This window comes from Mesorhizobium sp. C395A, assembly GCF_030323205.1.
Classification (GTDB): domain Bacteria; phylum Pseudomonadota; class Alphaproteobacteria; order Rhizobiales; family Rhizobiaceae; genus Mesorhizobium.
Map to the genome: position 1 here is coordinate 5762608 of NZ_CP100473.1, position 25540 is coordinate 5788147.

Genomic DNA, 25540 nt, shown 5'->3' on the forward strand with positions numbered 1-25540 from the left:
CCGCCGACACAGTATTTTTTCGATAGGGTTCGCCGGTCGCCATCATTTTCCAGGCGGTGCGGGCGATTTTGTTGGCCAGTGCCACTTGCGGCCAGCTTCGGCGACTTGCGCTTGAGCAGCTCAAGAAGATAAGCTGAAGTATTTCTGCGGCGCCTCTCCCGCCGCCCCACTTGGCCGCTTGGCCGGTCGCAGGACAGCAGCCACGAACCGGCCGTCGCCGTCGAACACAACAATCGGCTGGAAGCCGTACTCGTGGTGATGGGCATTGAAGAGGCGGAACTGCTGGTGCCGTGCACGGCGTCAAACGTGTCGTCGATGTCGAGCACGATCCGCTTCGGAATCTGCCGGAAGGAGGCGCAGTAGAGGTCGACCATCGTCCGGCCCATGGCGAGCAGCGAGCGCACATCGGGTAGGTTCTCCAGCCGACACATCGTCGATTGCGACGCCAGATCCCGACCCGAAGGGGGCGCATCCTGGGCCATCTTGAAGACCGGGTCGGAACGCAGCCGGTTGGCGTCGTTGCCATCCTCGTAACCGGCGGCGATCATCTTCATGCGGAAGCCGATCATATCTGTAAAGTTGTGGATGACCTGGTCCGGGCTGCGTGGATCATCGATGCAGCGCGCCAGACGGTCGGCCACCCGCAGTCGTTTCTCCACCTCTGCTAGAGCCAGAACGCCACTGTCCGACGACAGCATGCCGCCGTCGAAACGGGCGACGACGGACTTGCCGCCGACAGATGACAAGCCGCTCAGCGGCAGCGTGGGATCATCATGGCGGGTGTGGTCTCCGGAAATGATTCGGATCGGCCTTAGCAACCAAATTCTACGTCATTTCAACGGCTTGAACCACATCCGCCAACCCACCGTGAATTTTTCAGGCTAGATCATCCCGCCTTTAGCCCACGGGCAGCGGAAAGTCTCACCGTAGGCTGCCTACTATGCTTGGTAGGTTCGTTGCCGTCGGTTCTCACGTAGGTTTGCTCGTCTGTATGGGAGCCGCTTCGGGAGAGGAACGCCGTGAATGCGCGGTATCTGCCTTCCACGACAGTCTAGTAATGCCGCTTCAAAGAAAAGTGCCCACCGCTGAATGCAGTGCGCGAACATAGCTAAATTGATCGGAGGTGCCGTATGGGACGCAGTGATGAAATGGCGCTCGGACTCTATCTCTGTCCGTCGGGATATCATGAAGGTGCATGGCTCGACCCCAGCGTGCCAGCAAATGGCGGAGCTGATATCGACCAACATTCACACGTCGCAGCACTTGCCGAAGGTGCAGCATTTCACTTTGTATTTCTCGCCGACCACCAAGGTGTGATAACCGATCGCGCAGCCATACCTCGTGTGAGTCGCAACTATGGATTCGAGCCAATTTCGCTGTTATCGGCGCTTTCAATGATAACACGGGACATCGGTCTTATTGCGACAGCCTCGACGACGTATTACCAGCCCTATCATCTTGCGCGCATGTTCGCATCACTTGACCACTTATCCAGAGGACGGGCAGCTTGGAACATTGTTACCTCGGCAAGTGATTACGAAGCTAAAAATTTTGGTGAAGAGGAACTCCCAGCTCATGACATGCGCTACGCTCGAGCGAAGGAATTTGTAGAAGTCGTCAAAGGCCTTTGGGATACTTGGGAGGACGATGCTTTCATTTGCGACAAGGAAAGTGGAATTTACGCTGATACGACGAAACTGCATCTGCTTAACCACCAAGGGAACCACTTTTCAGTCAGAGGTCCGCTGAACGTCGCCAGGCCGCCGCAAGGCTACCCAGTCTTGGTTCAGGCTGGCGCATCAGATGCCGGAATTGCGTTTGCCGCGGAAGTGGGCGAGGTCGTATTCACCGCCGAGCCGTCTTTCGACAACGGCAAACGATACTACGCTGCTCTCAAAGAGAGAGCTCGCGCACTTGGACGAGAAGAAGGCCAGGTGTTGGTCATGCCGGGTATTGTCCCAATAGTCGGAAATACAAAAGAAGAAGCATCTGAGAAGCTTCAAAGACTGCAATCGTATACACACTTTGATGTTCTGATTGGGCAGGCCCAGCTCTGGCTGGGGTCTGTGATCGATTTACGATCAGTGAATCTTGACTCATCGGTGCCTGAGACTCTACAGGAGACGAATTTCATTCGCAGCCGTCAGAAACTCCTGCTCGACTTGGCCGCACGCCAAAAATTCACTTGGAGACAGTTGATCCGCTTGGTGTCGGACAGCCGGGGCCATCTGATGGCTGTTGGAACACCGGATGAGATTGCCAACACCATGGTCGACCTATTTGATAATCGTGCGGCTGACGGATTCAACGTATTGCCAGCGACAATTCCTGGCGGACTCACTGATTTTATTGAACTCGTCGTCCCCGAATTGCGGCGACGGGGAAAATTCAGGTCAAGATACTCCTACGGAAAAACCCTAAGAGAGAACCTCGGTCTCAAGCGGCCAATCAATCGATTCACGCAAGCAGACTGACCTGATAGAGTTGTCTAATCGCCGTGGGGACGTCAAGTATCTTCGCGCTTGGAGATGCGTTTGCCGGGCACACGGTTTTCTTCGCGGTCAGCATCGGTCGCCGCATGATGGAGGTTCGCGGGAGGAGCCTTCAATTTGGACGACGCTCTATGCTGGGTCAGCGGTGCAACCCATCAGCAGAATGGCTCGGCCCCAGGTCCCGTTATATGTGGACGGTTCCTCCTCGCTAGATGTCGAGCGGTGATTTGACCGTAAGCGCGCGGTCAAAACCCCGGGGTCTTACCGGCCATCGTTTTGACCGCTGCCGTGGCTTTGTGCTCCCGGATGAAGTCGGTCAGGCTTTCTAGGCCGAAGTCTGTGAAGGCGGGATTTGCTAATCGTCAGGCCCATAGACCCAGGGGCAGCCGTCCTCCGGCTCATTGTCGACATGGACCTCCCACAGCAGATCGACGTCCACGCCGAGCATTTCGGCGGCAAGCGGGAGGATGTAGACTCGGGTGATCGCGGCCAAGGTCAGGCCGCCAGTCTGGAGTCGGATCGGGGGCGCCGGCTCCAGGGGAGAAGTTCGTCGATGCGATTGGCCGGATGATTGCTGATGCGGCCGATCAGGTCGGCGAGATAGGCCTCCGGGTTGATAGCGTTGCTGTTGCAGCCCGCCGGCGTGGCCAAGGGGAATGATCATTGCGAATACTGATCTTCTTCCAGCCACGGTGCGCAAACGCAAAGCCGTGGTCTATGTCGCCAATTACCCCAATCTTGAGAGCCAGCGTTGGCTATATGATCTGGTGGCTGAAGCGCGAGTGGGGGTTTCAAGAAGTCGAGGCGATCGACAATGACCTCGGTCCATCGGCGAGCGGCATGGCCGCGAGACCGGGTTTCGACCGCCTGGTCGCCTGGCTTTGCTCGGGCACCGTCGGAGCGGTGGTTTGCTTTGATGCGTCCCGACTTGCCCACAATGGCCGCGATTCGCATCATTTGCTCGGACTATGCGGTATGGTGAGGCTCGCGTAATCGATCTGGAAGGGGTCTATGTGCAAATTCCGAGGGAATGCCGCCCCCGCGTTCCGAGAAATAGCCGCCCCCTGATTCCAAGATTATTCCGCCCCTGAGGCAGTGTTTGGACTGGGTGCTCTGCCGGTTGAAGGTCCTTTCTTGGGCTTGCCGAGAAAGGACCGAGATGCGGCGGAGAGACTGAGCATGGGGCGTGTCCGCGAGATTTCGAGATATCGTTTTGGGGAGGGACTGGGCCACAAGGCGATCTCCTATCGGGTGGGAGGCGCGCCATCATCAGAGCAGCCTTGATGCGCCGACTTTCGCGCAGGGTAGTTCTTCCACCAGAAGTTCGTCGAACGCCTGGATGCCGTCGATCTCGCCCTGCTCAATGCGCCGCAGGGTCGCGTCAAGCGCTTCGAGCGCCCGCGGCACTCCTTGAGCGCCGTTGCCAAGCCCTTGCGGTCCTTCCAGGACACGAAGTCCATGGAGTTGCGCAGCAGATGGACGATGCAGGTCTGCACGATCGCCTCGGGGAACACGGCGGTGATCGCTTCGGGGAAGCCCTTGAGGCCATCGACGATGGCAAGCAGGATATCTTCCGTGCCGCGGTTGCGGAGTTCGTTCATACCCCGCAGCCAGAACTTGGCGCCTTCATTCTGCTCGAGCCACAGACCCAGAACCTCCTTGGCGTCTGCGCAGCGATAGCGATGGCAATTTGGTCAGGTTAAAATGCCTTCAGGAGGGTTTGGGCGACCAACTCATCTACTGCGGGCGCCCGAACCTCCTGACAGAGAGAGCTGCCGGTCTGGTTGCGGTCCGCCAGGCAGCAGTAAACGGGGCATGCACTGTCGGGGCCGCTGTAGCGCACGGTCATCCGCCGTCTGCATTGGCCGCAGACCGCCAAGCCCTGCAGCAAAGCAATGCCCTTGCGCGGCGCGCCGCGGTGGCCGGCCCGTATCGATTGGTGTTGTCGGCGAGGCGTCGCTGATTGGCCATGAACTCCTCCCAGTTATATAACCAGGGTGTGCGTCTTTGATGCAAATATCCCAGTCGTCAATGGCCACCTTCGGAGGTTGCGCGGTGCGAGCCCGGACCTCGGCGGACCGCATTTAGTCGGCGCCGGCCGTAGACATATGCGCCGGCATAGGCCGGGTTGTGCAAAAATAGGCGATGGTGGCGTCTGGCGACACCAGCTCATGGGGCGCCGGCCCGCGAAGCGGCCGCACCAATACGCGTAGGTCGTGCGTGCGCAGGTAACGCATAACGCGTCGCGCGCTCTGAAGCTCTCTAAATTTGTCGAAGATCAGACGCAGCCGAGCCTGAACCTCTTCATCAGGGTTGAACACGATGTGGCCGGAGCGGTTGTAGGCCAAGCCACCTGGCAGCGGTATGCGAAGCTCGCCCCCGCGCCGCCTTCTGCCGCTCCCCTTGATGCGTCCGACGTTCAAAGTTCGCTTACGTGTATGTGCGCCAATCCTCAATAAACCAGGTTCGCCACCACCAGGAAAGCACCGAACTTCAGTACAGCTTGGTGGACCGCGCCGTCAGATTGGGCTGGCCGGATCGTGTCGTCGTCGTCGACGAGGACCTTGGAAAATCAGGAAACGGCCAAGTCGAGCGCGGCGGCTTCCAACGGCTCATCGCCGAGATCGAGCTCGGCAACGCGGGTCTGGTGGTCAGCCTCGATGCATCTCGATTGGCGCGCAACAACCGGGACTGGCATCAACTCCTCGAGTTGTGTTCGTTGTTCGGCGTTGTCATCGCCGATGGTGAACGTCTATATGATCCCTGCGCTTATCACGACCGGCTGCTGTTAGGGCTCTCGGGGATCATGAGCGAAGCGGAGTTGCACCAGATCCGCATCCGCCTGGCTCTGTACAGGGCGCAGCCGCTGCAATCGGGCCGTGACGGCTCAAACCATATCGACTACATCGCCCAGGGCCTTGTCCACGGTCGGCAAAGCACGGAAGGCCAGCCTTGGCAGATCAGCCTTTCCAGCGACCAGATTGGTCAACTTCAACGCCGACTGCAACGGACCAGGCGATCAAGGAAAGGTGCATCATGAAGCATTCGCGGACCCTACTCGCCGCGCCATTCTCGACAGGATCGTTCACAACGCCTGCCGGATCGTGCTCCAGGGCGATAGCATGCGAATGCAAAAGGCAGCGCCCCTCTTGACCGGCACCGAAAACGGCGAGATCAATCATCGATGAACGCGACAAGGCACCCCAGGACCGTCGCCGCCAAACTGTCCCGACATTAGCGAAACCACTGTCCGGGAATTAGCGGAACCCCTGTCCGGCTTTTGCGAAATGCGAAGTTGCAGATCAAACCCGGCCTCGAAGCCATGGTGGAGGGCAAAAAAGCACGACCGAGATCGAGGCCGCCTATGTGGCGCCTGTTCGATCGCGATATGGAGATCCATGAATTATGTATCGATACCGGGGAATAGATCGTTCCGACCCCAGTTGTTGGATGCTTCACCAGTCATCCGGGCGACAGCTACCGTCACCTCGAAGGCGTCGGGGCACGATCATTGGCGCCGATCAGTTGAATGAAGCGCGGCAATGGGGCAGTTTGCCATCCGGTGGCGCTTTGCGGGGGCACCGCGCCGATCCCCGCATGCGCATCTGGCCCTCACAGAGGCTTCTTACGCGAAGATCCGACATTCTCTTGATGGGGTGCTGCCCGATCTTGCGAACGGCACATGCAATGATTCTAGCTGAGCGCACACTGCATTGCGCATTTATGGGGCCGATGCGCCGGCACTCTGTCGGCGCAGTCTTACGACTTTCGAAGCCATGCATTTGAAGCACAAGTAACATTGTTCCCAAACGCGTCCGTATAATAAGTATCTATTAAGAATCCAGCCTTCTCTATCAGATCAAACCCATCAATTATTTCTCTATTTGCATATACAGGATTGTCTTCTATCACATAGTAGTCTCCTGATACAAGAAAGTTGTTCAGATAGGAAAACACCGAAAATATGTTCACGTGTGCATCGTCGATCACAAGCCATGGGTGAGGCAAATTCATAAGTAGAGTTTCATCGAAGTTGGTGACATCAGAAAGATCAAGTTGATGAAAAGTAAGTAATGGATGCGATATTGCATTTTTATGAACGAGTTTGCTATACAAATCAAAGGAGTGAACCTCGCCGGCATTCTCACAAAGTACTGACATTTTATCGGCGAGCCAAAGTCCGCTGCCACCCTGAGCTGAACCGAGTTCTATAATTGTTCTCGGCTGAATTTCCCAAATTAACCTTGGATACAGAGCAAGATCAAAAGGACTCTTGTAAATTATCAGCCCTCTGTAAGTCATCGCCAAAGCTCCAATTTTTGTGAAGCGCTGGTCAGCAATAAATGGATAAATTGACGATATCCAATCTCGATCGGATGGCTTTGCAAAACGGTCAGAGTCCGTTTTGAAATTCACGGATGAGCGTTTCGGCGGATGAGATTGCCGCCCATAGCGACAAGGATCATGGCTTGCGAGACGTCGATGCGCTGCTCGTAGTCGCGCACGAGGCGGCGCCATCTTGTCATCCAGCCGAAGGTCCGCTCGACGACCCAGCGGCGGGGCAGGATCTGGAAGCCCTTCTGGTCGTCGGATCGACGGATGATCTCGACCACGAAGTCGAGATAGGTGGCTTTGTCCATGAGCTTCAGCCGGTCATAGGCGCCGTCGGCGAACAGATGCTTCACCCAGGGCCAGCGCCTGCGGATACCATCCAGGATCGCCTGAGCGCCGGCACTGTCGGAGATGTCGGCGGTGGTGAGATTGACCATCAACAGCCGCCCATCCGTATCCACGGCAATGTGTCGCTTGCGGCCGACAATCTTCTTGCCGGCGTCATAACCCCTTGTTTCAGCTTGCGGAGCCTTGACCGACTGGCTGTCGATCACACCAGCCGTGGGACTGGCCTCGCGCCCGGCTCGTTCGCGATCCAGCATCAGCGCCACGTCGTGGATGGTCTGGAACAGAAAGCGCCGAGCCAACTCGCGGAACCAGCCGTAGACCGTTTGCCAGGGTCCGAAATGGATCGGCAGCATCCGCCAACCGCAACCCGAGCGGACCAGGTAGCGCACGGCGTTGACCACCTCCCGGAAATCAACCTCGCGCGGACGGCCGCGACGCCCAGGTTTGGGCATCAGCGGTGCGAACTGCTCCCACTCCTCGTCCGTCAAATCAGACGGGTAGCGCTTGGTCTTCTTGGCGATCTGGGCCATCCGGCCACGGCTCTGCTTTGTCCACATCTAAAGCTTGAATCATAACCCAGCCTCAGACGAAACCCCCGGCAAGCCGATTTTCAAAACGGTCTCTCAGAATGATCAGCGTTCAGGACGGCGTTTATTCCTGCATTCGTCCTCTGGCCAAGAAGTTGTCCGCCAAATCCGCCAGGCCTCATCTCATCGGGGTAGTTCTTGTGACAGGCGTCCCAAAAAGCCTTGTGTTCGGAAGCCAGTTTCATAGGTCGATCTCCATGCTGCGTCTGCCTTCTTGTCGAAGCAAGCGGCGTGCCAAGGTGCGCGATTCGCAGAACGAGAGTGAGAAACGCCTCAGTGCCAGCATTCCCACAGGAATGGTCGGCCGCTTTGTCGGGTTCGGCACATCGGTGTCATCAATCGGACATGGACGATACAACAAAGCTGGTACTTAAGACGGTGCTGGTCGTTGGTCGTCATCATAGCCCAGATGATCCGAGCCACCCGCACGGTCGCGCTCGGCGGCAAGGCGCTCGCCGATCTCGGCAAGCGTGATGTCCGGCGCGTCCTAGATGAGGCCAGAAATGAAGGCCTCATACGCATCCAGCTCTGAACGCGACGGCTGGCCCTGCTTGCCGATCCGCAGGCTTCCAATCCGACGAGGCATGGCTCGAGGCGGCCGAGGAATAAAAGAACCTCTTTCCGACGCAGCCGGCGCCGGACAGTGGCGTTCGCCTCAGCATCGACACCGTGAACCTGAGACGTTCTTGGCCAAATCCAAGCCGATCGTGGTAATCTTCATATGGATGGCTCCTCTCGACTGTGGGTCTGTGGTCACTACACAACCTACCATCTGGCACCTTGATGCCGGGGAGCAGGAGCCATCCACATGGGGTATTCGCGGGAGCGCATCGCCCAGAGAACCAATCATATCCTTGGAAGGTGGCTGTTCCCCGATAAGATGGAAATACGGGATCGTGTCCCGCGGCGTGGTGTAGCTGGCGGCATTAGTCGCCGTGCTCTCCGGCATGGGCCGGGCTGATCAGCGCGCCACGGCTGGCAGGCTGATCAGGGGATCATCGCTCATCTGGCTGATCGTTTCCAGAGTCATATATCTGGCCCGCTGCACTGCCCATTCATCGTTCTGTTCGAGCAGGATTGCGCCGACGAGGCGCACGATCGCACCGTCGTTCGGAAGATTCCGACGACCTCGGTGCGCCGCTTGATCTCGCCGTTGAGACGTTCGATCGGATTGGTCGAGTGGAGCTTGGCGCGATGTTCCTTGGGGAAGGTCATGTAGGCCAGCACGTCGGGCTCGGCGTCGTCCATGATTGTCGCCAGCTTCGGCACCTTCGGCCGGATCTGGTCGGCGACGGCGCGCCATTGTACGGACGCGGCCTCGGGCGTTTCCTGGGCGAAAGCGGTGGCGATGAAGGCTGAGACGACCCTGCGGCCGCTCTTGCCGGCATGGGCCAGCACGTTCCTCATGAAGTGGACGCGGCACCTCTGCCATGTCGCGCACAGCACCTTGGTGACGGCCGCCTTGAGGCCTTCGTGAGCATCGGAGACAACGAGCTTGACGCCGCGCAGGCCGCGACGTGTCAGCTTGCGCAGGAACTCTGTCCAGATCGGCTCGGCCTCCGAGGTGCCAATCTCCATGCCCAGTACCTCGCGCCGGCCGTCCGCGTTGACGCCGACGGCGATGATAACGGCGACCGAGACGATCCGCCCACCGCGGCGGACCTTCAGGTAAGTGGCGTCGATCCACAGGTATGGCCAATCGCCCTCGATCGGCCGCTCGAGGAAGGCCTTCACCTACCCGTCGATCTCCTCGCACAGCGGCGAGACCTGGCTCTTGGATATGCCGCTCATACCCATGGCCTTGACCAGGTCGTCAACCGACCGGGTCGAGATGCCTTGCACATAAGCTTCCTGGATGACGGCGGTTAGCGCCTTCTCGGCCATGCGGCGCGGTTCGAGGAAACCTGGGAAGTAGCTTCCCTTCCTGAGCTTCGGGATGCGCAGCTCGACCGTGCCGGCCCGCGTCTCCCAGTCCCGGTCGCGGTAGCCATTGCGCTGGGCGAGCCGCAGCGGGTTCTCTCGCCATAGCTGGCGCCGGTGGCCGCGCCCACCTCCATTTCCATCAGTCGCTCGGCGGCAAAGCCGATCATCTCCCGCAGCAGATCGGCATCCGGGGTCTTCTCCACGAGCGTGCGCAGGTTCATCATGTCGTCGGTCATCGGTGGTCCTTCCGAAATGGGTTGGCGTCAACAACCAAACCCTACCGGGAAAGCGCCGATGACCACCCACACTACTAACGGCGCGCTCGTGAGCGGCTTCGCTACCGCCGAGCTACACCACCTGATGGGACACGACCAAATACCGGGCTCACGACCTACGCCCGGCCCAACCATATGATGGAGAACAGCCATGGAAGAATGTATCGGTCTCGACGTTTCGATGAAAGAGACAGCGTTGTCGATTCTCACGTGAAGGCAAGCGCGTCTGGCGCGGGAAGTGCGCCTCTGTCCCAAAGATCATTGCCGAGCTTATCCATAAGCGGGCGCCGGTCGCCAAACGCATGGTGTTCGAGACTGGACCCTTTCCGTCTGGTTCTATCACGCGCTACGCGCGGAAAGGGTGCCAGCGATCTGCATCGATGCTCGCCATGCCAAAGCTGCGCTCGATATGGCGCCGAATAAGACCGACGCGAACGACGCCGACGGTTGGCGCATCTTGCAGAGGTGGGGTTCTTCCGCGAGGTGCGGGTGAAAGGATTTGACAGTATGCTGACCCGCACGCTCGTGGCGGCACGCACCCGGCTGGTCCGGATCACCACCGATCTGGGACTGTCAGGATTTCCGTGTGCGGGCGGGCATAATGGGTAAGAAGGAGTCCCACTATGTCGCGACGCAAAAGAACCTGCGATACCGAATGAGCTTCTCGACCAGTTGCTGGCGGGCGGTGCCGCCAGCGCTGCCTTTGAACAAGGTGGCCTGCTGGATTCGCTGAAGAAGGCGCTGACCGAACGCGCCTTGAACGCGGAGATGGATCATCACCTGGCTGGCGACGAGAGCGTCGGCAACACGCGCAACGGCTATGGTCGAAAGACCGTAACCACCGAGACCGGCAAGCTGCAGATCGACGTCCCGCGCGACCGCCAGTCGAGCCTCGACCCGCAACTGATGTATCAGCGCCGCTTCCCTGGATTCGATGACAAGATTGTGTCGATGTACGCGCCAGGGATGAGCACCCGCGAGATCACCGGGCATATGCACGATCTGTATGGCCTCGACGTGTCGCCAGATCTGATCTCAACAGTGACGGACGCCGTGCTCGAAGAGGTCGCCACCTGGCAGCAGCGGCCGCTCGATCCGGTATACCCGCTCATTTTCTTCGATGCGATCCGGGTCAAGATCCGCGACGAGGGGATGGTCCGCAACAAGGCGATACACATCGCGCTGGGCGTGCGCGCCGATGGCGCCAAGGAGGTTCTGGGTCTGTGGCTCGAGCAGAATGAAGGCGCCAAGTTCTGGCTGCGGGGTATGAACGAACTCCGCAACCGCGGCACGGAAGATATCCTGCTTGCCATCGTCGATGGCCTCAAGGGCTTCCCCGAAGCGATCACCGCCGTGTTCCCCGAGGCGATCGTGCAGACCTGCATCGTCCATCTGCTGCGCAACTCCATGGACTTCGTGTCCTGGAAGGACCGCAAGGGCTTGGCAACGGCGCTCAAGGAGATCTACCGCGCGCAAAGCGCCGACGCCGCCGAACAGGCACTGACCGCGTTCGAAGCCGGCTCCTGGGGCCAGCGTTACCCCGCTATCGGGCAGAGCTGGCGGCGCGCATGGAGCGAGGTGATCCCGTTCTTCGCCTTCCCCGAAGCGGTGCGCAGGATCGTCTACACGACGAATGCCATCGAGGCGCTGAACTCGAAGCTCAGGCGGGCAGTCAGGGCCAGGGGCCACTTCCCGAGCGACGATGCCGCCACAAAACTGCTCTATCTGATCTTGAACCGATCCGAGAAAGAGTGGAAAATGCCGCCACGCGAATGGTCCATGGCAAAGGCTCAGTTCGCCGTAATCTTCGGTGAGCGCTTCATCAGGGCCATGGCGGCATAATGTTCAACCGCCCGCTCGCACATGGAAATCCTGACAGTACCCACCGAACTTTCCAACCAGATTCGTGGAATCATGAAAACGTTCGGCCTGCTCGTTCGTGCAGGTAAGGGAACCACCTTCGAGAAGAACGCTAGGAGCCTTCTTATCGACCACGAGGAACTTACTCTCATCGTGCTGCCGATGTTGGAGGCCTGGCGCGGCATTCGCATCCGTGCCGCCGAGCTTGGGCGCCAGCTCGTCGCAGATGCACGTCAGAGCCAGGCATGCCGCATGCTCATGTCGATCCCTGGCATCGGCGCCATCACAGCAACCTCGTTCGCCACTGCCATTGAAGATCCGGGCAACTTCAAGACGTCCCGATCTGGTGGCGCCTGGATAGGCCGGACGACGCGCCGCTACCAATCCGAGAAGTCGATTATGGCGGCCATATATCCCGACGCGGCGACCGCCATTTGTGAGAGACCGTTTTGAAAATCGGCTTGCCGGGGGTTTCGTCTGAGGCTGGGTTATGATTCAAGCTTTAGATGTGGACAAAGCAGAGCCGTGGCCGGATGGCCCAGATCGCCAAGAAGACCAAGCGCTACCCGTCTGATTTGACGGACGAGGAGTGGGAGCAGTTCGCACCGCTGATGCCCAAACCTGGGCGTCGCGGCCGTCCGCGCGAGGTTGATTTCCGGGAGGTGGTCAACGCCGTGCGCTACCTGGTCCGCTCGGGTTGCGGTTGGCGGATGCTGCCGATCCATTTCGGACCCTGGCAAACGGTCTACGGCTGGTTCCGCGAGTTGGCTCGGCGCTTTCTGTTCCAGACCATCCACGACGTGGCGCTGATGCTGGATCGCGAACGAGCCGGGCGCGAGGCCAGTCCCACGGCTGGTGTGATCGACAGCCAGTCGGTCAAGGCTCCGCAAGCTGAAACAAGGGGTTATGACGCCGGCAAGAAGATTGTCGGCCGCAAGCGACACATTGCCGTGGATACGGATGGGCGGCTGTTGATGGTCAATCTCACCACCGCCGACATCTCCGACAGTGCCGGCGCTCAGGCGATCCTGGATGGTATCCGCAGGCGCTGGCCCTGGGTGAAGCATCTGTTCGCCGACGGCGCCTATGACCGGCTGAAGCTCATGGACAAAGCCACCTATCTCGACTTCGTGGTCGAGATCATCCGTCGATCCGACGACCAGAAGGGCTTCCAGATCCTGCCCCGCCGCTGGGTCGTCGAGCGGACCTTCGGCTGGATGACAAGATGGCGCCGCCTCGTGCGCGACTACGAGCAGCGCATCGACGTCTCGCAAGCCATGATCCTTGTCGCTATGGGCGGCAATCTCATCCGCCGAAACGCTCATCCGTGAATTTCAAAACGGACTCTGAGAGCTTCTCTACGAAGCGGCGTCGGTTATTCTGACGGGTAGCTCATTCGAGAGCACCCTGCGGACATGGAGTCTCCAGCTCCGGGAGAGGATCGGCTTCAAACGAGCTGCCGTGGCTGTGGCGCGCAAACTGGCGGTGATTATGCATTCAATGCTTAAAACCGGTGAGCTCTTTAATCCGAATGCAGGAGCCACATCGTAAATCCGGATAGCGTTCAGAATCTGAACGCCTGAGGCGTCCCTGCCGGGACCTGAGCCGAGCCATTCCGCTGATGGGGTGCGTCGTCCACATTGAAGGCTCGTCCCGCGATCTCCATTATGCGGCGACCGATGTTGACCGCGAAGACAACCGTGTACCCGGCCAACGCATCTCCGAGCGCGAAGATACTTGACGTCACCACCGCGATTAGACAACTCCATCATTATTGCAGCCCGCAGATCATCGACTGGTGCCGCGCCAACGACGTCGACGGCCTCGCGTTCACCACGACCTTGCGCAAGCATCCAGCACGACGCGCATTGAAGCGTCACCGAAGACGAACAAGGTCCGCAGGTTCAAGGAGTTCCTGGATGGGACTGCGTCGAGCGCATCATAGCGCGGGTCGAGGCCGGCGCCCAAGGTGCTGACACCCGCTTCATCGTCACCAACCTCGCCGGTGGAAAGGCCAAGGCGCTCTACGAGGATGTCTACTGCCGGCGCGGAGCGGCCGAGAACCACATCAAGTCCTGGAAGACGCATCTCGCCGCCGACCGAACGTCCTGCACAAGAGCGACGGCCAACCAGTTCCGGCTGTTCCTGCATGCCGGCGCCTACTGGCTCATGTGGTGCCTGCGCGCTGCGATGCCGAAACGCGCCGCGCAATTCGACACGCTGCGTTTGCCCCTCATCAAGATCGCTGCGCGGGTGGTCGAGATGAAGACGCAAATCCGCCTGCACCTGCCGACATCCTGCCCCGACCAACGCATCCTGCGCATCGTCCTCGATCGCATTCCGCGGCTCGCGACATTACCATGGGGCGCAGACGCCCCGAAACGAACCCGCCGACCGCAACCTGAAAACCCCACCTGCCATCACGACGGGTCACCGCCGGCGCCTGACGAGGTTCGCGGAAAAGCGCCCAACAGCGGCCACATCGCCGCTTCAGGCCGCCAAAACCTCATCGCCGTGCATCAAGGCGGCTGGGTGCTGGCGAGTGGTTACAGTGTAGGCCATCTGATTCTCCGTCGTCTTCGCAACCACTGTCAAATAAGTGTTCTGAACACGCCACACTTAACCTTCCTTACGGCCGATTTACAGTTCGTTTTACAATTCAATAATTCTAAATTTTACTGCTTTTAGGGCAGCGAGCGTTCTACTGCGAGCGTCCAATTTCCGCATCACGTTTTTGACGTGGAAATTTACAGTATTCACTGAGATCCCCAGAATAATTCCTATTTCCCACGATGACTTCCCTCTAGCTGTCCATAGAATACACTCCCTTTCTCTTGTAGAAAGGTCGGGTGCCTCTTCGGCGTCGTACGATTTCGCGAAATTCGCGACTCCTGTATGGAAATGTAAGGCGCCCAATTGTAAGTAAGTGAGAGCTTTATTTTGGAACTGGCGGTCCCAGGGGCGAGCAAAGCTCATAATCGCAAAGCTGCCATCGGGGCCGTGCAATGGAACGCTAATGCCTGACCTTAGGCCGAACGTCGCAGCTTCATCGAAAACGCGCCGTTCACCTTCCGTCGTGCTAGCTTCATTGTACACCTCACTCCATCGAAAAGCGCATGCCCGTTTTCTGCTCGTTTTAACGAGGGGGTCTATCTTGTCATAACCCATTTCGAAGCAGCGCTGCTGCCATTCATTAGGATAATTCAACATGGCCGGTGGATCGCGTCGGACCGGCGTTAAAATCCTTTGGTCGGATGTAAGAGAGCCATAGGCGATCCAACGGCAATCAAAATTCAGGGCAAAAGCTGATAACAGGTCGAACAGCCGCTTGGATTGAGTTACACCAACGGTCTGGTCGAGAAATCGACCGAACTCGGCCGCAAACGTCTCCCTGGGTGCCGGGAAATGCATCGACGGGACCAAAGAAAACTGGTGGGACAGTCTGGTTTCCAGTCTTCGAAATTGTGAGACCGCAGTCATCGGGGGTGGGGCCATAGTTCTCCTCCGCCGCCATTACGTGGGACATGGTCATAAGTGCACAGAGCAGCGGGCTGTAGGCTTTAGCTCTGAGCCCGCCAGCGTCGCCAGGATTATCACGTCAGCTTAGAGAGAACCGTTATTTTATTTTAAATGATTTTTGCTAGATGGTCACGAAACTGCAAACCAAGCCATCAATATGCAATGCGTATGACATTCGTCCGGCGGAAGTCGGAGATTATATTTAGATTAGTTGTTTTAGACACTCTTTCTTTGTTGATTGTTGACTGGTCGCCATTGCGTCACTTTACTAGGCTCCAAGTCCGCGCAATGTCGTAGTGCGTTTCTTTCAACAAGTGTGCTTCATCTGGATGGATGACGGGCTGGCGCCAATTCTCACCTGAAAATCCCTTTAGAACGTCAAAATCGCGCCAAACCATCACCATCGAAAATTCTGTCGGTGATGTTTCGTGGGGCAATCCAACAGAAACCGACTCGAGGCCAGTGTGCGAGCGCACTACCGGCAATGCTGCGCCGTGGAAAAATTAGCGAAATTCGGATTGTTTGCCCTCATGCTCTATAGCTCGGAAAAAGCGAAGTATCATGGCTGCCTTCTTGATTGAGATGCATACTCATAACCAATAGCCCACTATTGCAGCTAAGCAGACGGCGGCGAGGAGGTTATGGGCTAGGCGGTCGTATCGGGTTGCGATTCTGCGAGAATTCTTGAGGCGTCCGAACATGCGCTCAATGGCGTTGCGCTCACGGTAGAGGTAGGGCGAGAAGCAGTTCTTCCAGCGTCGGTTGACCTTGGGTGGAACATTCGGGGCGGCGCCCTTGCTTTCGATCTTGCGGCGGACGGCGTCGCTGTCATACCCTTTGTCGCCGTGCAGGATCACAGCCGCAGGCATTTGGTCGAGCAGAGTGTCGGCGGCAGTGCAATCCGCCACTTGGCCGCCGGTGAGCAGGAACGCGATGGGGCGGCAGAAGCGATCGGTCAGAGCGTAAATTTTGGTGGTTCGCCCACCGCGAGAGCGGCCGATCGCCTGGGTAAGTTCCCCCCTTTTGCGCCCGAGGCGCAGCGATGAGCCTTCACCGCCGAAGAGTCGATCAGCACCTGCTCCGGCGGACCACCCGCGATGCCAAGGCATGGAGATGTCCTCCCAAATGCCTTTGGCTGCCCAGCGCACGAAGCGATTGTAGAGAGTTTTACGCGGGCCGTAGACGGAAGGGGCATCGACCCAGCGACAGCCGGACTTCAAAACATGGACAATCCCACTGACGACGCGGCAATGGTCGCCCCTTGGCTTGCCGCGCGTATCGCTCGGAAGATGCGACTCAAGCCGTTCGAACTGTTCCTTGCTCAGCCAGAAATAATCCCGATACATCAACAGTGTCCCTTCGGAGACCTTGAATCACGAAACGTCTCGATTGGGAATCCTGTTTATGGGTCCGGAGCCTAGTACTGCTGCGTCATAAATTGGGAGCCTGACGCGGACTGTCCATTGCCCTTATGCAGCCGGACATTGTTGCAGACGGTTGGCCAGGGCCGCAGTCAGGCGTCGCCTGAGGGTTGGGATCGAGGTCGGGACGTGCCGCTCGGAAGTGAGGCAGCGTCATTTGCGATGGACAGGCTAACCGCAATCTGACAGTTGTCCTGCTTGCCCCAAAAGGGCAAGCACTCGGTGCGCGTAGCGCGCCAGTATTCGGCCAGTTGGGGAAAGCCGGTGTCGTCGACCATCCACGCCCGGATCGGTCCACTCTGCTCGATCTGTGGGAAGAACCCAGTGTACCCATCCGGTCTCGCTCCCGATTACCCACATCGTCGGCTTGATCCAATGGAGATGCCGAAGGCGATCTCGTGCAAGCGGGTCATGCCGCGCCAGACGACCATGTTGCCGGGAGGCGGATCATGTTTGCGGGCGAGATAGCCGCCAAGCATGGCGATTTGCAGCAGGTAGACGGCGAGCGTGGGCCGTTGGAGGCGTGGCCGCGTTCGGGATGCGTCGATCTGGTCGAGCGCAGTGATCTCGGCGAAGGTGAGAACGCTGTCGGGCGCGGCGTCTGGCTTGGCGCGCGCCGACATAGCGACGAAGAATATGCGCCAACTGACCACTGCGATGAGGGCGAGGAACTTCGCCAGCCTCTCGGCGGTCTCCAGTCTCGCCTCTTCGGCACGGCATCCGGACTTCATGACCTTGTGGAACACCTCCGCCTTCCAGCGCAGGGCGTACCAGCCGAGCTTCTCGACCGCCGCGGAGAGATCGTCGACCGGCAAGTTGGTCACCAGCTTCCAGTCGATCGGATCGCGTCCGGGCGGCGGATCCTCTTCGAGAGCGTGGATGTATGTCAGAACCTGCGGACTCTAGCGCTTTTGCTTGCCCACGGGCGGCAAGGTGTTGATGCGGCGAACTTCACCTGCAGCCGGGCCGTCTCGTTCTGATCGACCGTAATGCGATGACGCGTCGCCGCACGTTGGGCAAAGACGCGATGAGCAGGATCGTGTGGGGCAGCATCGGCAGGTCGCTCGGCCGGCTTGTTCGTCTGCACCCGCACGATGAAGCTTGTACCAAGGTCTTGCGCCGTGCAATAGAGCTCGTGGATATCGCTCTCCCGGGCACCCACATGCGCAGCGCTCGGGCGCGCCGACGAGCGCGATGAATTGGCGCAGGTTCTCCAGCCAGCGGTAGCTCTCTTTCGTCTCGATCGGCACGCGCGTGGGATTGATGTGCCGCTTGAGCGCGAGCGTTCCCTTGTATTTCGTTCGTGTCCAGAACTTCACTGCCGTCAGACTGAGGGTGTGCCGGTCAGGGTGACGGCCAGGCTCGAATGCATCAGCATCCCGCATAAGGTCAGCACGTTCGGCTGCCCAGCCTTGTAGCGCCCGGCGTTGATGGTCTTGGTGAAGCCGATTTTGCCCGGCTGCGCGGGGCTGTAGATAAATTCGGTCGTGTGCTGCAGGATAAGGATCGGACCTTCGCTCGCCGCGACGCGCGCCGCGGTCGCGGCGAAATGGCACGGCCAGAACGCTGTGTTCGGTCACACGCGGGTTGTCAAAGAAGCGGTAGGCCGCCTTCGCCGCCGCCCAGTCGCCACAGCCCGCCGGGATTGGCTTGCCCGGCGCAGCTGACATCTGATCCAGCAACCGTCGCAGCCGCCGGGCCAGACGCTTGTCGGGAAGGGCCGCAGCGGAAAGCTCCTCCTCCTGCCAAGCGGCTTCGCTGCTGCTGGTCTTGTCTCGCATCCGTGACGCCTCCATGATTCGGCGTCACGGACAGAATCACGGCAGATTGATATGGGACAATAGGCCCGCGGACGACGTGGGTAATCGGAAGCCTCGCCGAATGGGTACGGTCTAAGTAGCATTTCCTTAACAACAAAGGGATGGGCGACCGACCAGCTCTCCCATGACGGGCCAAAAAAGCAACGCCCGCGAAACGAATAAAAGCAATGGGTCCAAAGGTCATCGCGGGTGAACTGTTCGCTCAATAAGAGAATCCTCCAGGGAGCTACGGTTCTCGCGCTTGCGGCGCTATAGAGCCCCGATCGCTTTAGGTGCTTGCGTGGATAGAGCTATCAAGAATGTCCAGACCACGTTGAAGCGTCTGCTCGTCAATCGTCAAAGGAGGAAGAAGCTTGACAACCTGGTCCTCCGCGCCGCACCGCTCTATCACAAGCCCATCTTCAAAGGCTTTGCGGACGATTCTTTCAGCGAGGTCACCTGTACCGCAATCGAGCCCCAGAATCATGCCCCTTCCGCGGACGGAAAGGTTAAGATTTGGGCTCCTTTGAGCGACCTGCCGAAGGCGCGCGCTCAGGATGCGCCCTGTTTTCGCAACGCCTTCAGACAGCTTTTCATTCGTCCAGTATTTTCGCAATGCAGCAGTTCCCGTCACGAACGCAAGGTTGTTACCTCTGAAAGTGCCATTGTGTTCACCCGGCCGCCAAACGTCCAGTTCGGGTTTGAGCAGCAGGAGGGACAGCGGCAGCCCAGAGCCGCTAAGAGACTTGGACAAAACAATTATGTCTGGGGATAAATCTGCGAATTCGAAACTAAAGAAACTGCCCGTTCGCCCGCAACCTGCTTGAATGTCATCAACAATGAGGAGGATGCCATTCTTGCTGCAAAGCTTCTGGAGCGACTGTAGCCAACCCTTACTCGCAGCGTTGATGCCCCCCTCGCCTTGTACGGTTTCCAGAATGATGGCTGCCGGGAAGTCGACGCCGCTGCTTGCGTCACCAAGCACCCTCTCCAGGTATCGCGTAGTGTCGTTGTCCACTCCCCAATACCCGTCATAGGGCATGAACGCTGCGCCGGCAGGAGGAAGGCCTGCCGCATCCCGGTAGTATCGATTAGCCGTAACCGCAAGCGCCCCCAAGCTCACTCCGTGAAAGCTATTGGTAAATGCAATTATTCCATGCCGACCGGTGACCTTGCGTGCAAGTTTCAAAGCCGCTTCCACCGCATTGGCGCCGGTGGGACCTGGAAACTGAAATTTGAATGTTAGGCCGCGTGGACGCAGTATTATCGCGTCAAAATACTCCATAAAATCTCGTTTTGCCGACGTAGCCATGTCCAACGCGTGGATGATTCCGTTTGTCGTCAAGTATTGTATCGCTTCGTTTTTGATATCGGGATCATTGTGACCATAGTTAAGAGCCCCCGCGCCGGAAAGAAAATCGACAAACTCGAAGCCACTCTCATCCTCGATAATGGCTCCTGCGGCCTTCCTGAACACAACCGGAAAGGTTCGCGAATATGACCGCACGTTCGATTCGAGGTTTTCGAAGGCGATTAGCGAGTTGAAGCTATTCTCTTGAAGCATGGTTTTTCCTAAATCAGACGATAACTAGCACCGCGCCATCTTCTTCAATTGGTCGCCCCGAGCTTCCAAGTGCGCCTTTCAGTGTCAGATTTCTGGCGATGGCTCTGCCGTTTTTAAACGGCAACCTCGGCCAATGCGCCTACCCAAGATGGTAGTTTCGCGACGGGCTGTTCCGAGTAGCATAAGAAACAGCACGTTGGACGTTGTAGCTCATGTCCGGTGTGAAAGTCCCTGCGCTTGCGGTGATGTGCAATCCATTGAAGTGACCCAGGATTTGGTTGTGCTTAGACTGGCCGATCTGCACTATGTCTCGGAGACCACACACGCCAAAATTGATCCTACGCTGCCGCTGACGGGTTTGGCATCTGTTTGCAGCAAGTCTGTCGTCGCCCGTTTCGACGGTCCTGCTGTCGTCCAACAGCGGCGTTCTGGCTCTGGCCGAGGCGGAAACTGGCTCTGGCCGAGGCGGAAAGCGGCTGCGTGGCGCCGAGCGTCTGGCGCGCTGCATCGACGCTTCGCGCTGTGCGGACCAGACCGTCCACAGCTTGGCCGACATGATCGGCTTTCGCATAAAGGATGATCGCCTATGACGAGGATGGCAATGACGCCAACCGGCCCCCCTACGACCGGCTGTTTAAGATGGCCTGGGATGCGCTGCCGTCAGTTCGGGATCTGACCTCGCAATCGACGAGGTGGAGGCCAAAGAAGCTACCCGGCGTGCGCGAGCTGGTCGCCGTTGGGCGGGCGGTGGTCGACCTCTGGGTAGGTGCCGAAGCGGATCGTGCTCGACATGATACCCTCGTGCATGAAGACCAGCAGCTCCGCCTCTTCAATGCCCATTACGACGAATACCAGTTCCAGCCGATTGGTGTATTCGATGACGCCGGCCGGTTCGTTGGGGCGCTCCTACGACCGGCTAAGCGGGCAGAGATCGCCCCATCTGTGCCGCCCGGTGCGGGTGATCCAGAGCAATTGCCCGGGTCGTGTCCCGCGAGGTGGTGAAGCTCGGCGGTAGCGAAGCCGCTCGCGAGCGCGCCCTCAACAGCGGCGCAGCGGCGGCCATCGATGTTCTTCCGTTTGGGTCGGGTTGCTGACACCAACCTGATTCGAGGGAACCACCGATGACCGACGACATGATGAACCTGCGCGCTCGTGGAGAACACCCCCCGATGTCGATCTCCTGCGCGAGATGATCGGTTTTGCCGCCGAGGCTGATGGAGCTTGAGGTGGGCGCCGCGACGGGCGCTGGCTATGGCCAAAAGAGCGCGCTGCGGACCGTCCCGCGCAACGGCTACCGCGACCGGGATTGGGAGACACGGGCCGGAACGGTGAAGCTGCGCATCCCCAAGCTGAGGAAGGGCTCCTACTTCCCCAGCTTCCTAGAGCCGCGCCGCATGGCCGGGAAGGCACTGACGGCCGCTATCCAGGAGGCCAACGTCCAAGGTATCTCGACCCGCTCGGTCGACGACCTGGTTAAGGCGATGGGCATGAGCGGCATCTGCAAGAGCCAGGCGTCGCGGCTGTGCGAAGAGATCGACGGGAAGGTGAAGGCCTTCCTCGAACGGCCGATCGAAGGTGATTGGCCGTATCTGTGGATTGATGCCGACCTATCTCAAGGTGCGCCGCGGCGGGCGCATCGTCTCGGTCGCCGTCATGGTCAAGGAGGCCCGCAGGTGCACTGCTCAGCAGCTCGAAGCGTCCTTGACGGCCCTGAGTACGGCGCTTGAATCTCGGGTCGAGCGGGCCGAGGCGATCAGAGGCGGAGCAGGTTTGCGGGGCGCACAAGGTGCGCTGCGCCTTGTATTCGGTTAAGCTCGATCATAATGCAGTCATCCGCATCGACAACCAAGCTCCGGGCGGCGGTCCCCTATCTCGAAAGCGGTGTTGGAACCATGTCATGTAACGGCGCCCGCCACCTCGGACTCGCTAACACACCGACGGAACTCTTGGCCGCCGTCCTGTTCGCAACTATGCGTCGCTGCTTGTGGCATGCGGTTTGACGCGCACGCCCTCAGCACCTCGCCGGTCTTCACCATTCGCCACAGCGTCAGCAGCTTGCGGGCAAGGGCAACGATCATCGCCATTCGCGTGCGGGTCCGACCGTCGTTGCGCTCCCGGCACCACGTCACGAAGGCGCTCTCCTGAAGACAAAAAATCGCCAAGCCAGTTGGACCATGCCCGTGCAGACCCGGGCGTTACCGGCACGAGATAGCCCGCGCTCGCGTCGGCGAGCCCCGCTCTCGTCAGGTGACACAGTAAGTCCGGCGTAACGAGCAACAGCTCGACGATCGCGCAGATTGCGAAGTAGGATCTCATGTATCAGCATGTCGGCCATTTTCCACGCCGAGGCCCACGGCGCGCGAAAGCATATGGACCATGACGGGGGCGAGGCTGCGCTCCGGATTGGCCTCCGCGAGCCGCTGCAGGCGCTCGCGCTCGGTCTCGGCGATCTCCTCTTCAACGAGCCGCAGCCGCGTGATATCGCGGCGCATCTCCGCCAGCGCATTGCCAGAATCCCGGCACCCTCCGGAGTGTATAGCGCCTGGAGATGACCCGCCGTCTTGCGCAAGGCCGGGCTGACGTCACGAATGCCGGAAGCGCTGCCTTTCCGGTTCATCAGACGGGTGCGCTCGGCGACGAGGTTCTCGCGTTCTCTTGTCTGGCGCTTGGCATTCTCCTCGTTGATTCCCAGTACGGCGGCCATCGTACCCCGACACCTCTCCTCGAAGCCAACCGAGAAGAACACGCATCAGAACGGCGGTGTCGAGCCGATCAGTCTTGGCGCGGCGGCGGTCACGTGACACGGTGACACTGGTTGCGTAATCACGTGGCCCTCGATGCCGCGGGCCCGCAGCCATTGGGCAAGCCCAAAGCCGACCCATCCCGATTCGTAGGCCACCAACACACCCGCGATCGTGCGACAATAGCAAGAGCTTCTTGGCGCCAGCTTTCCAGCAGGCGCATCAGATCATTCTCATCTAGCTTGAGCTTCTTCAGAGAACGCGGTCGACGCCGGGAAGGAGTCCGGCGACGAGCCAGGTGAACGACTCATCTCTATGACAAAGACGAGGGTCTCATCCGAAGCGAAGGGACCGTCGAGCGGCCGACGTCGGGTTGCTGCAACATGGCGGGTCTCCATAAGCTATTGAAAGGCAACTAGCATGCAACGACTCTGGTGCTCCTCATAGCATCTGGAAACCATCAGCCAGATGAGCGATGATCCGCTCATCAGCCTGCCAGCCGTGGCGCGCTGATCAACCCTGCTTCCCGCCGGAGAGCGCGGCGACCAATGCCGTCAGCTACACCACTTCCTGAGACACGATCATTGGCCGAACACGCGAATCCTGATCCGGGCCGACAGTTGTAGTCCGCCGGTCATCGACTGGTGCCTGCCAGCGATGTCGTCTCGACTGGCACCCCCGACTCTGCGCAAACATGTCGCGTACGTGGAGCGCTCGGTGGCGCGCTTTGAAGCATCGAAGACGAACAGGTTGCTCGCGGGTCTCTGCGGCTCATCCTATCAACTTACATAGCTCAGGTAGGGTCTGTACAATGGAAAGGTCACAAGCTCAGGTATTTTGGCGATTACCGCCAACGCCGTGATCGCGTTATAATGGATGACTTCTCTCGGCATTCCTTTTTCTGCCTGTGCCAGTGCACTCAATACGCTCTGGTTTGTGTGAAAATCGATATTGAAGGAAATCGAGGTCGATAAGCTGCGTACGTGGTGGAGGGTGCCGGGCGGCATATACAGGATGTCTCCAGCACCTACAGTGATGACCACGGGTGTCGCTTGCTCATACTGCGGATAGAGCACATGGTCGGGTTGCTCGGGGTCCACGTCAAACCACCTCCAACCGCGGCGTCCACATCGCCCAGCTTGGCTAGGTGGAAGAATGGTGAACTGCTTGGCGCCGTAAATTTGGAAGAAGAGGTTGTGACTCAACAAGGTGTCGAAGTGGAGCGGGGTAACGGTGCCTGCCGGGCCCATGAAGAACTGCGAGTAGCGCCACCAATGCGAGCGATACGACGGCTCAAGAAAATTTGCCGGAAAAGGCTGACAATCGCCCGCCAGATTTTCCATTAGGCCGAGTAGGGGAATGTCATGGCAGTACGGAGTTCCTCTCGCGTCATATGAGGCATTCTCCCCCGGCTGCGCCATGACAAACCGAGCATAATCTGCGAGCAGCCAAGACGAAACCTTGATCTCCCTCCTATTAAGCGTCTTGACGGGCACAGTGAGTGAACCGGCGACCTTCACAAAATACTGCGGCGACCAGCGCTCGCAGGCGCTCCATGCTGCACAGCCGCGACGAAGGACAACCGGCCGCATAGCATCTCGGTAATTCGTCGCAAATTCCCCGTCAGATAGCTCTGTTACGGCGGGAACCCCCGACCAGCCAGAGTCTTCTAGGGTCCAGAATGAGTGATCACGTGACGCGGACGTCGCCTTGGGTTCAGCCATTTTTGCTTTCCTTTACTACGTGACTACGTTGAACGGCGCTTTCGACGGCAAGCGAATCGATTTCGCTGGTCGGCAGCAATTCGGCAGCATGCGCCACGTTCAGCGCTGCGACCGGGTCATGTAGACCAAGCGAGCTCGCCACCGCGAAAGTCGCGGCACGGCAGACCCGCCGCAGCGAGTTCCGTGCTCTCGTAGGGTTTGTACCCATAGTCTCAACTCTCGCGGAAGTGCGTATGCATAGGCGTCACCCGGTATTTCCAACGGGAGGGTACTATAGTCATAAAATGGCGTTTCACCGTTCTCAACTATCGGTTTTGGTAGTTGTCGAAGTCCATGCTCATCGTCAACGGCGTCGCGTTGTGAGCGTGACGATATCTGTGAGCTGTTTCGTCCCACCTCAGCGTCAGCGCAGTCCGGGCAGGATCGCGGCCGAAATGTCGGTGCTCCTGGCGGCGATCTGCGATTCTTCCGCATATTTGCTGCAGGACTACTTTTTCGGGTGTACCTTTGTCCGGTTGGGTCAAGTGGCTGCCAGCAGTCGGCTCCGGAGGATTGGATAGGCGGCGCGCCCGTACATCTGGAGCTTGATGGTTTTGAGGCGGTTGATATGGCCTTCGACCGGGCTCGTATACTCCAGGGCTGAGTGATTGCCGCCGGAGCCCGGCTCGCCACCCACCGCAAAGCCGATCTCCATCTGGCTTTCGCCGAGCCGCACCGTGCGCCGAGCTTTCGGTCGAACCCTCTGATCGTGTCCCGCGGCGTGGTGTAGCTGGCGGCATTAGTCGCCGTGCTCTCCGGCATGGGCCGGGCTGATCAGCGCGCCACGGCCGGCGACGAGCCGATCATACTGGCGCGGCTTTCAGACGGTTTGCCAAGGTCGGATTCCAAGGCACGGGCCAGGATGTTAAGGCTCTCGTAAGTTTGGGTGTTCTGGGCGCCGCGCCACCCCTTGACG

Annotated in this window: 19 protein-coding genes and 12 pseudogenes; 13 read left to right on the forward strand and 18 right to left on the reverse strand. The window is 59.0% G+C overall.

The window, feature by feature from the left end; genetic code table 11:
* Positions 1 to 165 precede the first annotated feature (165 nt).
* Positions 166 to 797 (reverse strand): annotated as a pseudogene (locus NLY37_RS27925) (transposase); the annotation flags it as partial.
* A 333-nt stretch (positions 798 to 1130) separates the two neighbouring features.
* Between NLY37_RS27925 and NLY37_RS27930 the strand changes: the two are divergent.
* Complete coding sequence (locus NLY37_RS27930; protein ID WP_031246224.1) at positions 1131 to 2474, forward strand: LLM class flavin-dependent oxidoreductase; 1344 nt, start codon at positions 1131 to 1133, stop codon at positions 2472 to 2474.
* Positions 2475 to 2847: 373 nt separating this feature from the next.
* Here NLY37_RS27930 and NLY37_RS27935 read toward each other — a convergent pair whose 3' ends face one another.
* Positions 2848 to 2985: a hypothetical protein gene (locus NLY37_RS27935; RefSeq protein ID WP_023741979.1), complete on the reverse strand. Its 138-nt coding sequence runs from the start codon at positions 2983 to 2985 to the stop codon at positions 2848 to 2850.
* Between the two features lie 2 nt (positions 2986 to 2987).
* A pseudogene (locus tag NLY37_RS27940) lies at positions 2988 to 3116 on the reverse strand (transposase domain-containing protein); the annotation flags it as partial.
* A 32-nt stretch (positions 3117 to 3148) separates the two neighbouring features.
* Between NLY37_RS27940 and NLY37_RS27945 the strand changes: the two are divergent.
* A pseudogene (locus tag NLY37_RS27945) lies at positions 3149 to 3505 on the forward strand (recombinase family protein); the annotation flags it as partial.
* 256 nt (positions 3506 to 3761) lie between these two features.
* Here NLY37_RS27945 and NLY37_RS30970 read toward each other — a convergent pair.
* The 3 genes and pseudogenes from NLY37_RS30970 to NLY37_RS27955 form a co-directional block, all read right to left on the reverse strand.
* The gene (locus NLY37_RS30970) at positions 3762 to 3899 is read right to left on the reverse strand and encodes a hypothetical protein (protein ID WP_023741982.1); all 138 of its coding nucleotides are present in this window, start codon (positions 3897 to 3899) and stop codon (positions 3762 to 3764) included.
* Positions 3899 to 4162: pseudogene (locus NLY37_RS27950) on the reverse strand (transposase); the annotation flags it as partial. The pseudogene NLY37_RS27950 and the gene NLY37_RS30970, both read right to left, overlap by 1 nt.
* 29 nt (positions 4163 to 4191) lie before the next feature.
* Positions 4192 to 4341 (reverse strand): hypothetical protein, encoded by a 150-nt coding sequence (locus NLY37_RS27955; protein ID WP_084559082.1) that lies wholly within the window; start codon positions 4339 to 4341, stop codon positions 4192 to 4194.
* 591 nt (positions 4342 to 4932) lie between these two features.
* Here NLY37_RS27955 and NLY37_RS27960 point away from each other — a divergent pair.
* Positions 4933 to 5532: a recombinase family protein gene (locus NLY37_RS27960; RefSeq protein ID WP_286442969.1), complete on the forward strand. Its 600-nt coding sequence runs from the start codon at positions 4933 to 4935 to the stop codon at positions 5530 to 5532.
* Positions 5533 to 6251: 719 nt separating this feature from the next.
* Here NLY37_RS27960 and NLY37_RS27970 read toward each other — a convergent pair.
* Together NLY37_RS27970 and NLY37_RS27975 are read right to left on the reverse strand one after the other, a co-directional pair.
* A complete protein-coding gene (locus NLY37_RS27970; RefSeq protein ID WP_084559083.1) occupies positions 6252 to 6908 on the reverse strand; it encodes a CmcI family methyltransferase in 657 nt (218 codons plus the stop codon).
* Positions 6905 to 7729, reverse strand: coding sequence for an IS5 family transposase (locus NLY37_RS27975; protein ID WP_084559015.1), 825 nt, complete (start codon positions 7727 to 7729; stop codon positions 6905 to 6907). The genes NLY37_RS27970 and NLY37_RS27975 overlap by 4 nt, the downstream gene beginning before the upstream one ends.
* Positions 7730 to 8168: 439 nt before the next feature.
* Here NLY37_RS27975 and NLY37_RS27980 point away from each other — a divergent pair, with 439 nt between their 5' ends.
* Positions 8169 to 8291 (forward strand): hypothetical protein, encoded by a 123-nt coding sequence (locus tag NLY37_RS27980; RefSeq protein ID WP_280938699.1) that lies wholly within the window; start codon positions 8169 to 8171, stop codon positions 8289 to 8291.
* 429 nt (positions 8292 to 8720) lie between these two features.
* Here NLY37_RS27980 and NLY37_RS27990 read toward each other — a convergent pair.
* Positions 8721 to 9918 (reverse strand): annotated as a pseudogene (locus tag NLY37_RS27990) (IS256 family transposase).
* A 190-nt stretch (positions 9919 to 10108) separates the two neighbouring features.
* Between NLY37_RS27990 and NLY37_RS27995 the strand changes: the two are divergent.
* The 6 genes and pseudogenes from NLY37_RS27995 to NLY37_RS28020 all read left to right on the forward strand — a co-directional run.
* Positions 10109 to 10524, forward strand: a pseudogene (locus tag NLY37_RS27995) (IS110 family transposase); the annotation flags it as partial.
* Positions 10525 to 10580: 56 nt separating this feature from the next.
* A pseudogene (locus NLY37_RS28000) lies at positions 10581 to 11799 on the forward strand (IS256 family transposase).
* A gap of 24 nt (positions 11800 to 11823) precedes the next feature.
* Positions 11824 to 12254: pseudogene (locus NLY37_RS28005) on the forward strand (transposase); the annotation flags it as partial.
* A gap of 69 nt (positions 12255 to 12323) precedes the next feature.
* Positions 12324 to 13148 carry an IS5 family transposase gene (locus NLY37_RS28010; RefSeq protein WP_084559015.1) on the forward strand — a complete coding sequence of 275 codons (825 nt, stop codon included), beginning with the start codon at positions 12324 to 12326 and terminating at the stop codon, positions 13146 to 13148.
* 22 nt (positions 13149 to 13170) lie between these two features.
* Positions 13171 to 13368 (forward strand): annotated as a pseudogene (locus NLY37_RS28015) (IS110 family transposase); the annotation flags it as partial.
* Positions 13369 to 13586: 218 nt separating this feature from the next.
* Positions 13587 to 14172, forward strand: a pseudogene (locus NLY37_RS28020) (transposase); the annotation flags it as partial.
* Positions 14173 to 14469: 297 nt separating this feature from the next.
* Here NLY37_RS28020 and NLY37_RS28025 read toward each other — a convergent pair.
* From NLY37_RS28025 to ectB, 5 genes are all read right to left on the reverse strand, one after another.
* Entirely contained in the window at positions 14470 to 15228 is a 759-nt protein-coding gene (locus NLY37_RS28025) for a LuxR family transcriptional regulator (RefSeq protein ID WP_031246767.1), read from the reverse strand.
* 698 nt (positions 15229 to 15926) lie between these two features.
* On the reverse strand, positions 15927 to 16682 hold the full coding sequence (locus NLY37_RS28030) for an IS5 family transposase (protein WP_023743547.1): 756 nt from the start codon (positions 16680 to 16682) through the stop codon (positions 15927 to 15929).
* 425 nt (positions 16683 to 17107) lie between these two features.
* Positions 17108 to 17647 carry an IS4 family transposase gene (locus NLY37_RS28035; RefSeq protein WP_353621655.1) on the reverse strand — a complete coding sequence of 180 codons (540 nt, stop codon included), beginning with the start codon at positions 17645 to 17647 and terminating at the stop codon, positions 17108 to 17110.
* 12 nt (positions 17648 to 17659) lie between these two features.
* Positions 17660 to 18538: an IS4/Tn5 family transposase DNA-binding protein gene (locus NLY37_RS28040; protein ID WP_245271021.1), complete on the reverse strand. Its 879-nt coding sequence runs from the start codon at positions 18536 to 18538 to the stop codon at positions 17660 to 17662.
* A 307-nt stretch (positions 18539 to 18845) separates the two neighbouring features.
* Positions 18846 to 20120: a diaminobutyrate--2-oxoglutarate transaminase gene (ectB, locus tag NLY37_RS28045; protein ID WP_023743243.1), complete on the reverse strand. Its 1275-nt coding sequence runs from the start codon at positions 20118 to 20120 to the stop codon at positions 18846 to 18848.
* Positions 20121 to 20451: 331 nt separating this feature from the next.
* On the opposite strand from ectB, the pseudogene NLY37_RS30975 reads away from it, so the two are divergent.
* Positions 20452 to 21099 (forward strand): annotated as a pseudogene (locus NLY37_RS30975) (transposase); the annotation flags it as partial.
* 142 nt (positions 21100 to 21241) lie between these two features.
* Positions 21242 to 21779, forward strand: a pseudogene (locus tag NLY37_RS28055) (transposase); the annotation flags it as partial.
* Between the two features lie 466 nt (positions 21780 to 22245).
* Here NLY37_RS28055 and NLY37_RS28060 read toward each other — a convergent pair.
* Complete coding sequence (locus tag NLY37_RS28060; protein WP_348626576.1) at positions 22246 to 22455, reverse strand: transposase; 210 nt, start codon at positions 22453 to 22455, stop codon at positions 22246 to 22248.
* On the reverse strand, positions 22433 to 22612 hold the full coding sequence (locus NLY37_RS28065) for a hypothetical protein (RefSeq protein ID WP_023743247.1): 180 nt from the start codon (positions 22610 to 22612) through the stop codon (positions 22433 to 22435). Before NLY37_RS28065 ends, NLY37_RS28060 begins: the two co-directional genes overlap by 23 nt.
* Before the next feature lie 96 nt (positions 22613 to 22708).
* Here NLY37_RS28065 and NLY37_RS28070 point away from each other — a divergent pair, with 96 nt between their 5' ends.
* Positions 22709 to 22921: a hypothetical protein gene (locus tag NLY37_RS28070; RefSeq protein ID WP_023743248.1), complete on the forward strand. Its 213-nt coding sequence runs from the start codon at positions 22709 to 22711 to the stop codon at positions 22919 to 22921.
* Between the two features lie 719 nt (positions 22922 to 23640).
* Here the strand turns inward: NLY37_RS28070 and NLY37_RS28075 are convergent.
* Positions 23641 to 24585, reverse strand: a complete 945-nt coding sequence (locus NLY37_RS28075; RefSeq protein WP_084559050.1) for a cupin-like domain-containing protein — start codon at positions 24583 to 24585, stop codon at positions 23641 to 23643.
* A 520-nt stretch (positions 24586 to 25105) separates the two neighbouring features.
* Positions 25106 to 25279 (reverse strand): transposase, encoded by a 174-nt coding sequence (locus NLY37_RS28080; protein ID WP_198024963.1) that lies wholly within the window; start codon positions 25277 to 25279, stop codon positions 25106 to 25108.
* Between the last annotated feature and the right edge of the window lie 261 nt (positions 25280 to 25540).

Excerpts from the sequence above, each read along its gene's own strand:
- NLY37_RS27980 (WP_280938699.1), top strand. The coding sequence starts at position 8,169 with ATGATCCGAGCCACCCGCACGGTCGCGCTCGGCGGCAAGGCGCTCGCC.
- NLY37_RS28025 (WP_031246767.1), bottom strand. The coding sequence starts at position 15,228 with ATGCATTTCCCGGCACCCAGGGAGACGTTTGCGGCCGAGTTCGGTCGA.
- NLY37_RS27930 (WP_031246224.1), top strand. The coding sequence starts at position 1,131 with ATGGGACGCAGTGATGAAATGGCGCTCGGACTCTATCTCTGTCCGTCG.
- NLY37_RS28075 (WP_084559050.1), bottom strand. The coding sequence starts at position 24,585 with ATGGCTGAACCCAAGGCGACGTCCGCGTCACGTGATCACTCATTCTGG.
- NLY37_RS28065 (WP_023743247.1), bottom strand. The coding sequence starts at position 22,612 with ATGCGCCGCGATATCACGCGGCTGCGGCTCGTTGAAGAGGAGATCGCC.
- NLY37_RS28030 (WP_023743547.1), bottom strand. The coding sequence starts at position 16,682 with ATGTATCGGGATTATTTCTGGCTGAGCAAGGAACAGTTCGAACGGCTT.
- NLY37_RS27975 (WP_084559015.1), bottom strand. The coding sequence starts at position 7,729 with ATGTGGACAAAGCAGAGCCGTGGCCGGATGGCCCAGATCGCCAAGAAG.
- NLY37_RS28040 (WP_245271021.1), bottom strand. The coding sequence starts at position 18,538 with ATGCGAGACAAGACCAGCAGCAGCGAAGCCGCTTGGCAGGAGGAGGAG.
- ectB (WP_023743243.1), bottom strand. The coding sequence starts at position 20,120 with ATGCTTCAAGAGAATAGCTTCAACTCGCTAATCGCCTTCGAAAACCTC.
- NLY37_RS27955 (WP_084559082.1), bottom strand. The coding sequence starts at position 4,341 with ATGACCGTGCGCTACAGCGGCCCCGACAGTGCATGCCCCGTTTACTGC.
- NLY37_RS28010 (WP_084559015.1), top strand. The coding sequence starts at position 12,324 with ATGTGGACAAAGCAGAGCCGTGGCCGGATGGCCCAGATCGCCAAGAAG.
- NLY37_RS28060 (WP_348626576.1), bottom strand. The coding sequence starts at position 22,455 with ATGGCCGACATGCTGATACATGAGATCCTACTTCGCAATCTGCGCGAT.
- NLY37_RS28080 (WP_198024963.1), bottom strand. The coding sequence starts at position 25,279 with ATGGAGATCGGCTTTGCGGTGGGTGGCGAGCCGGGCTCCGGCGGCAAT.
- NLY37_RS28070 (WP_023743248.1), top strand. The coding sequence starts at position 22,709 with ATGCCGGAAGCGCTGCCTTTCCGGTTCATCAGACGGGTGCGCTCGGCG.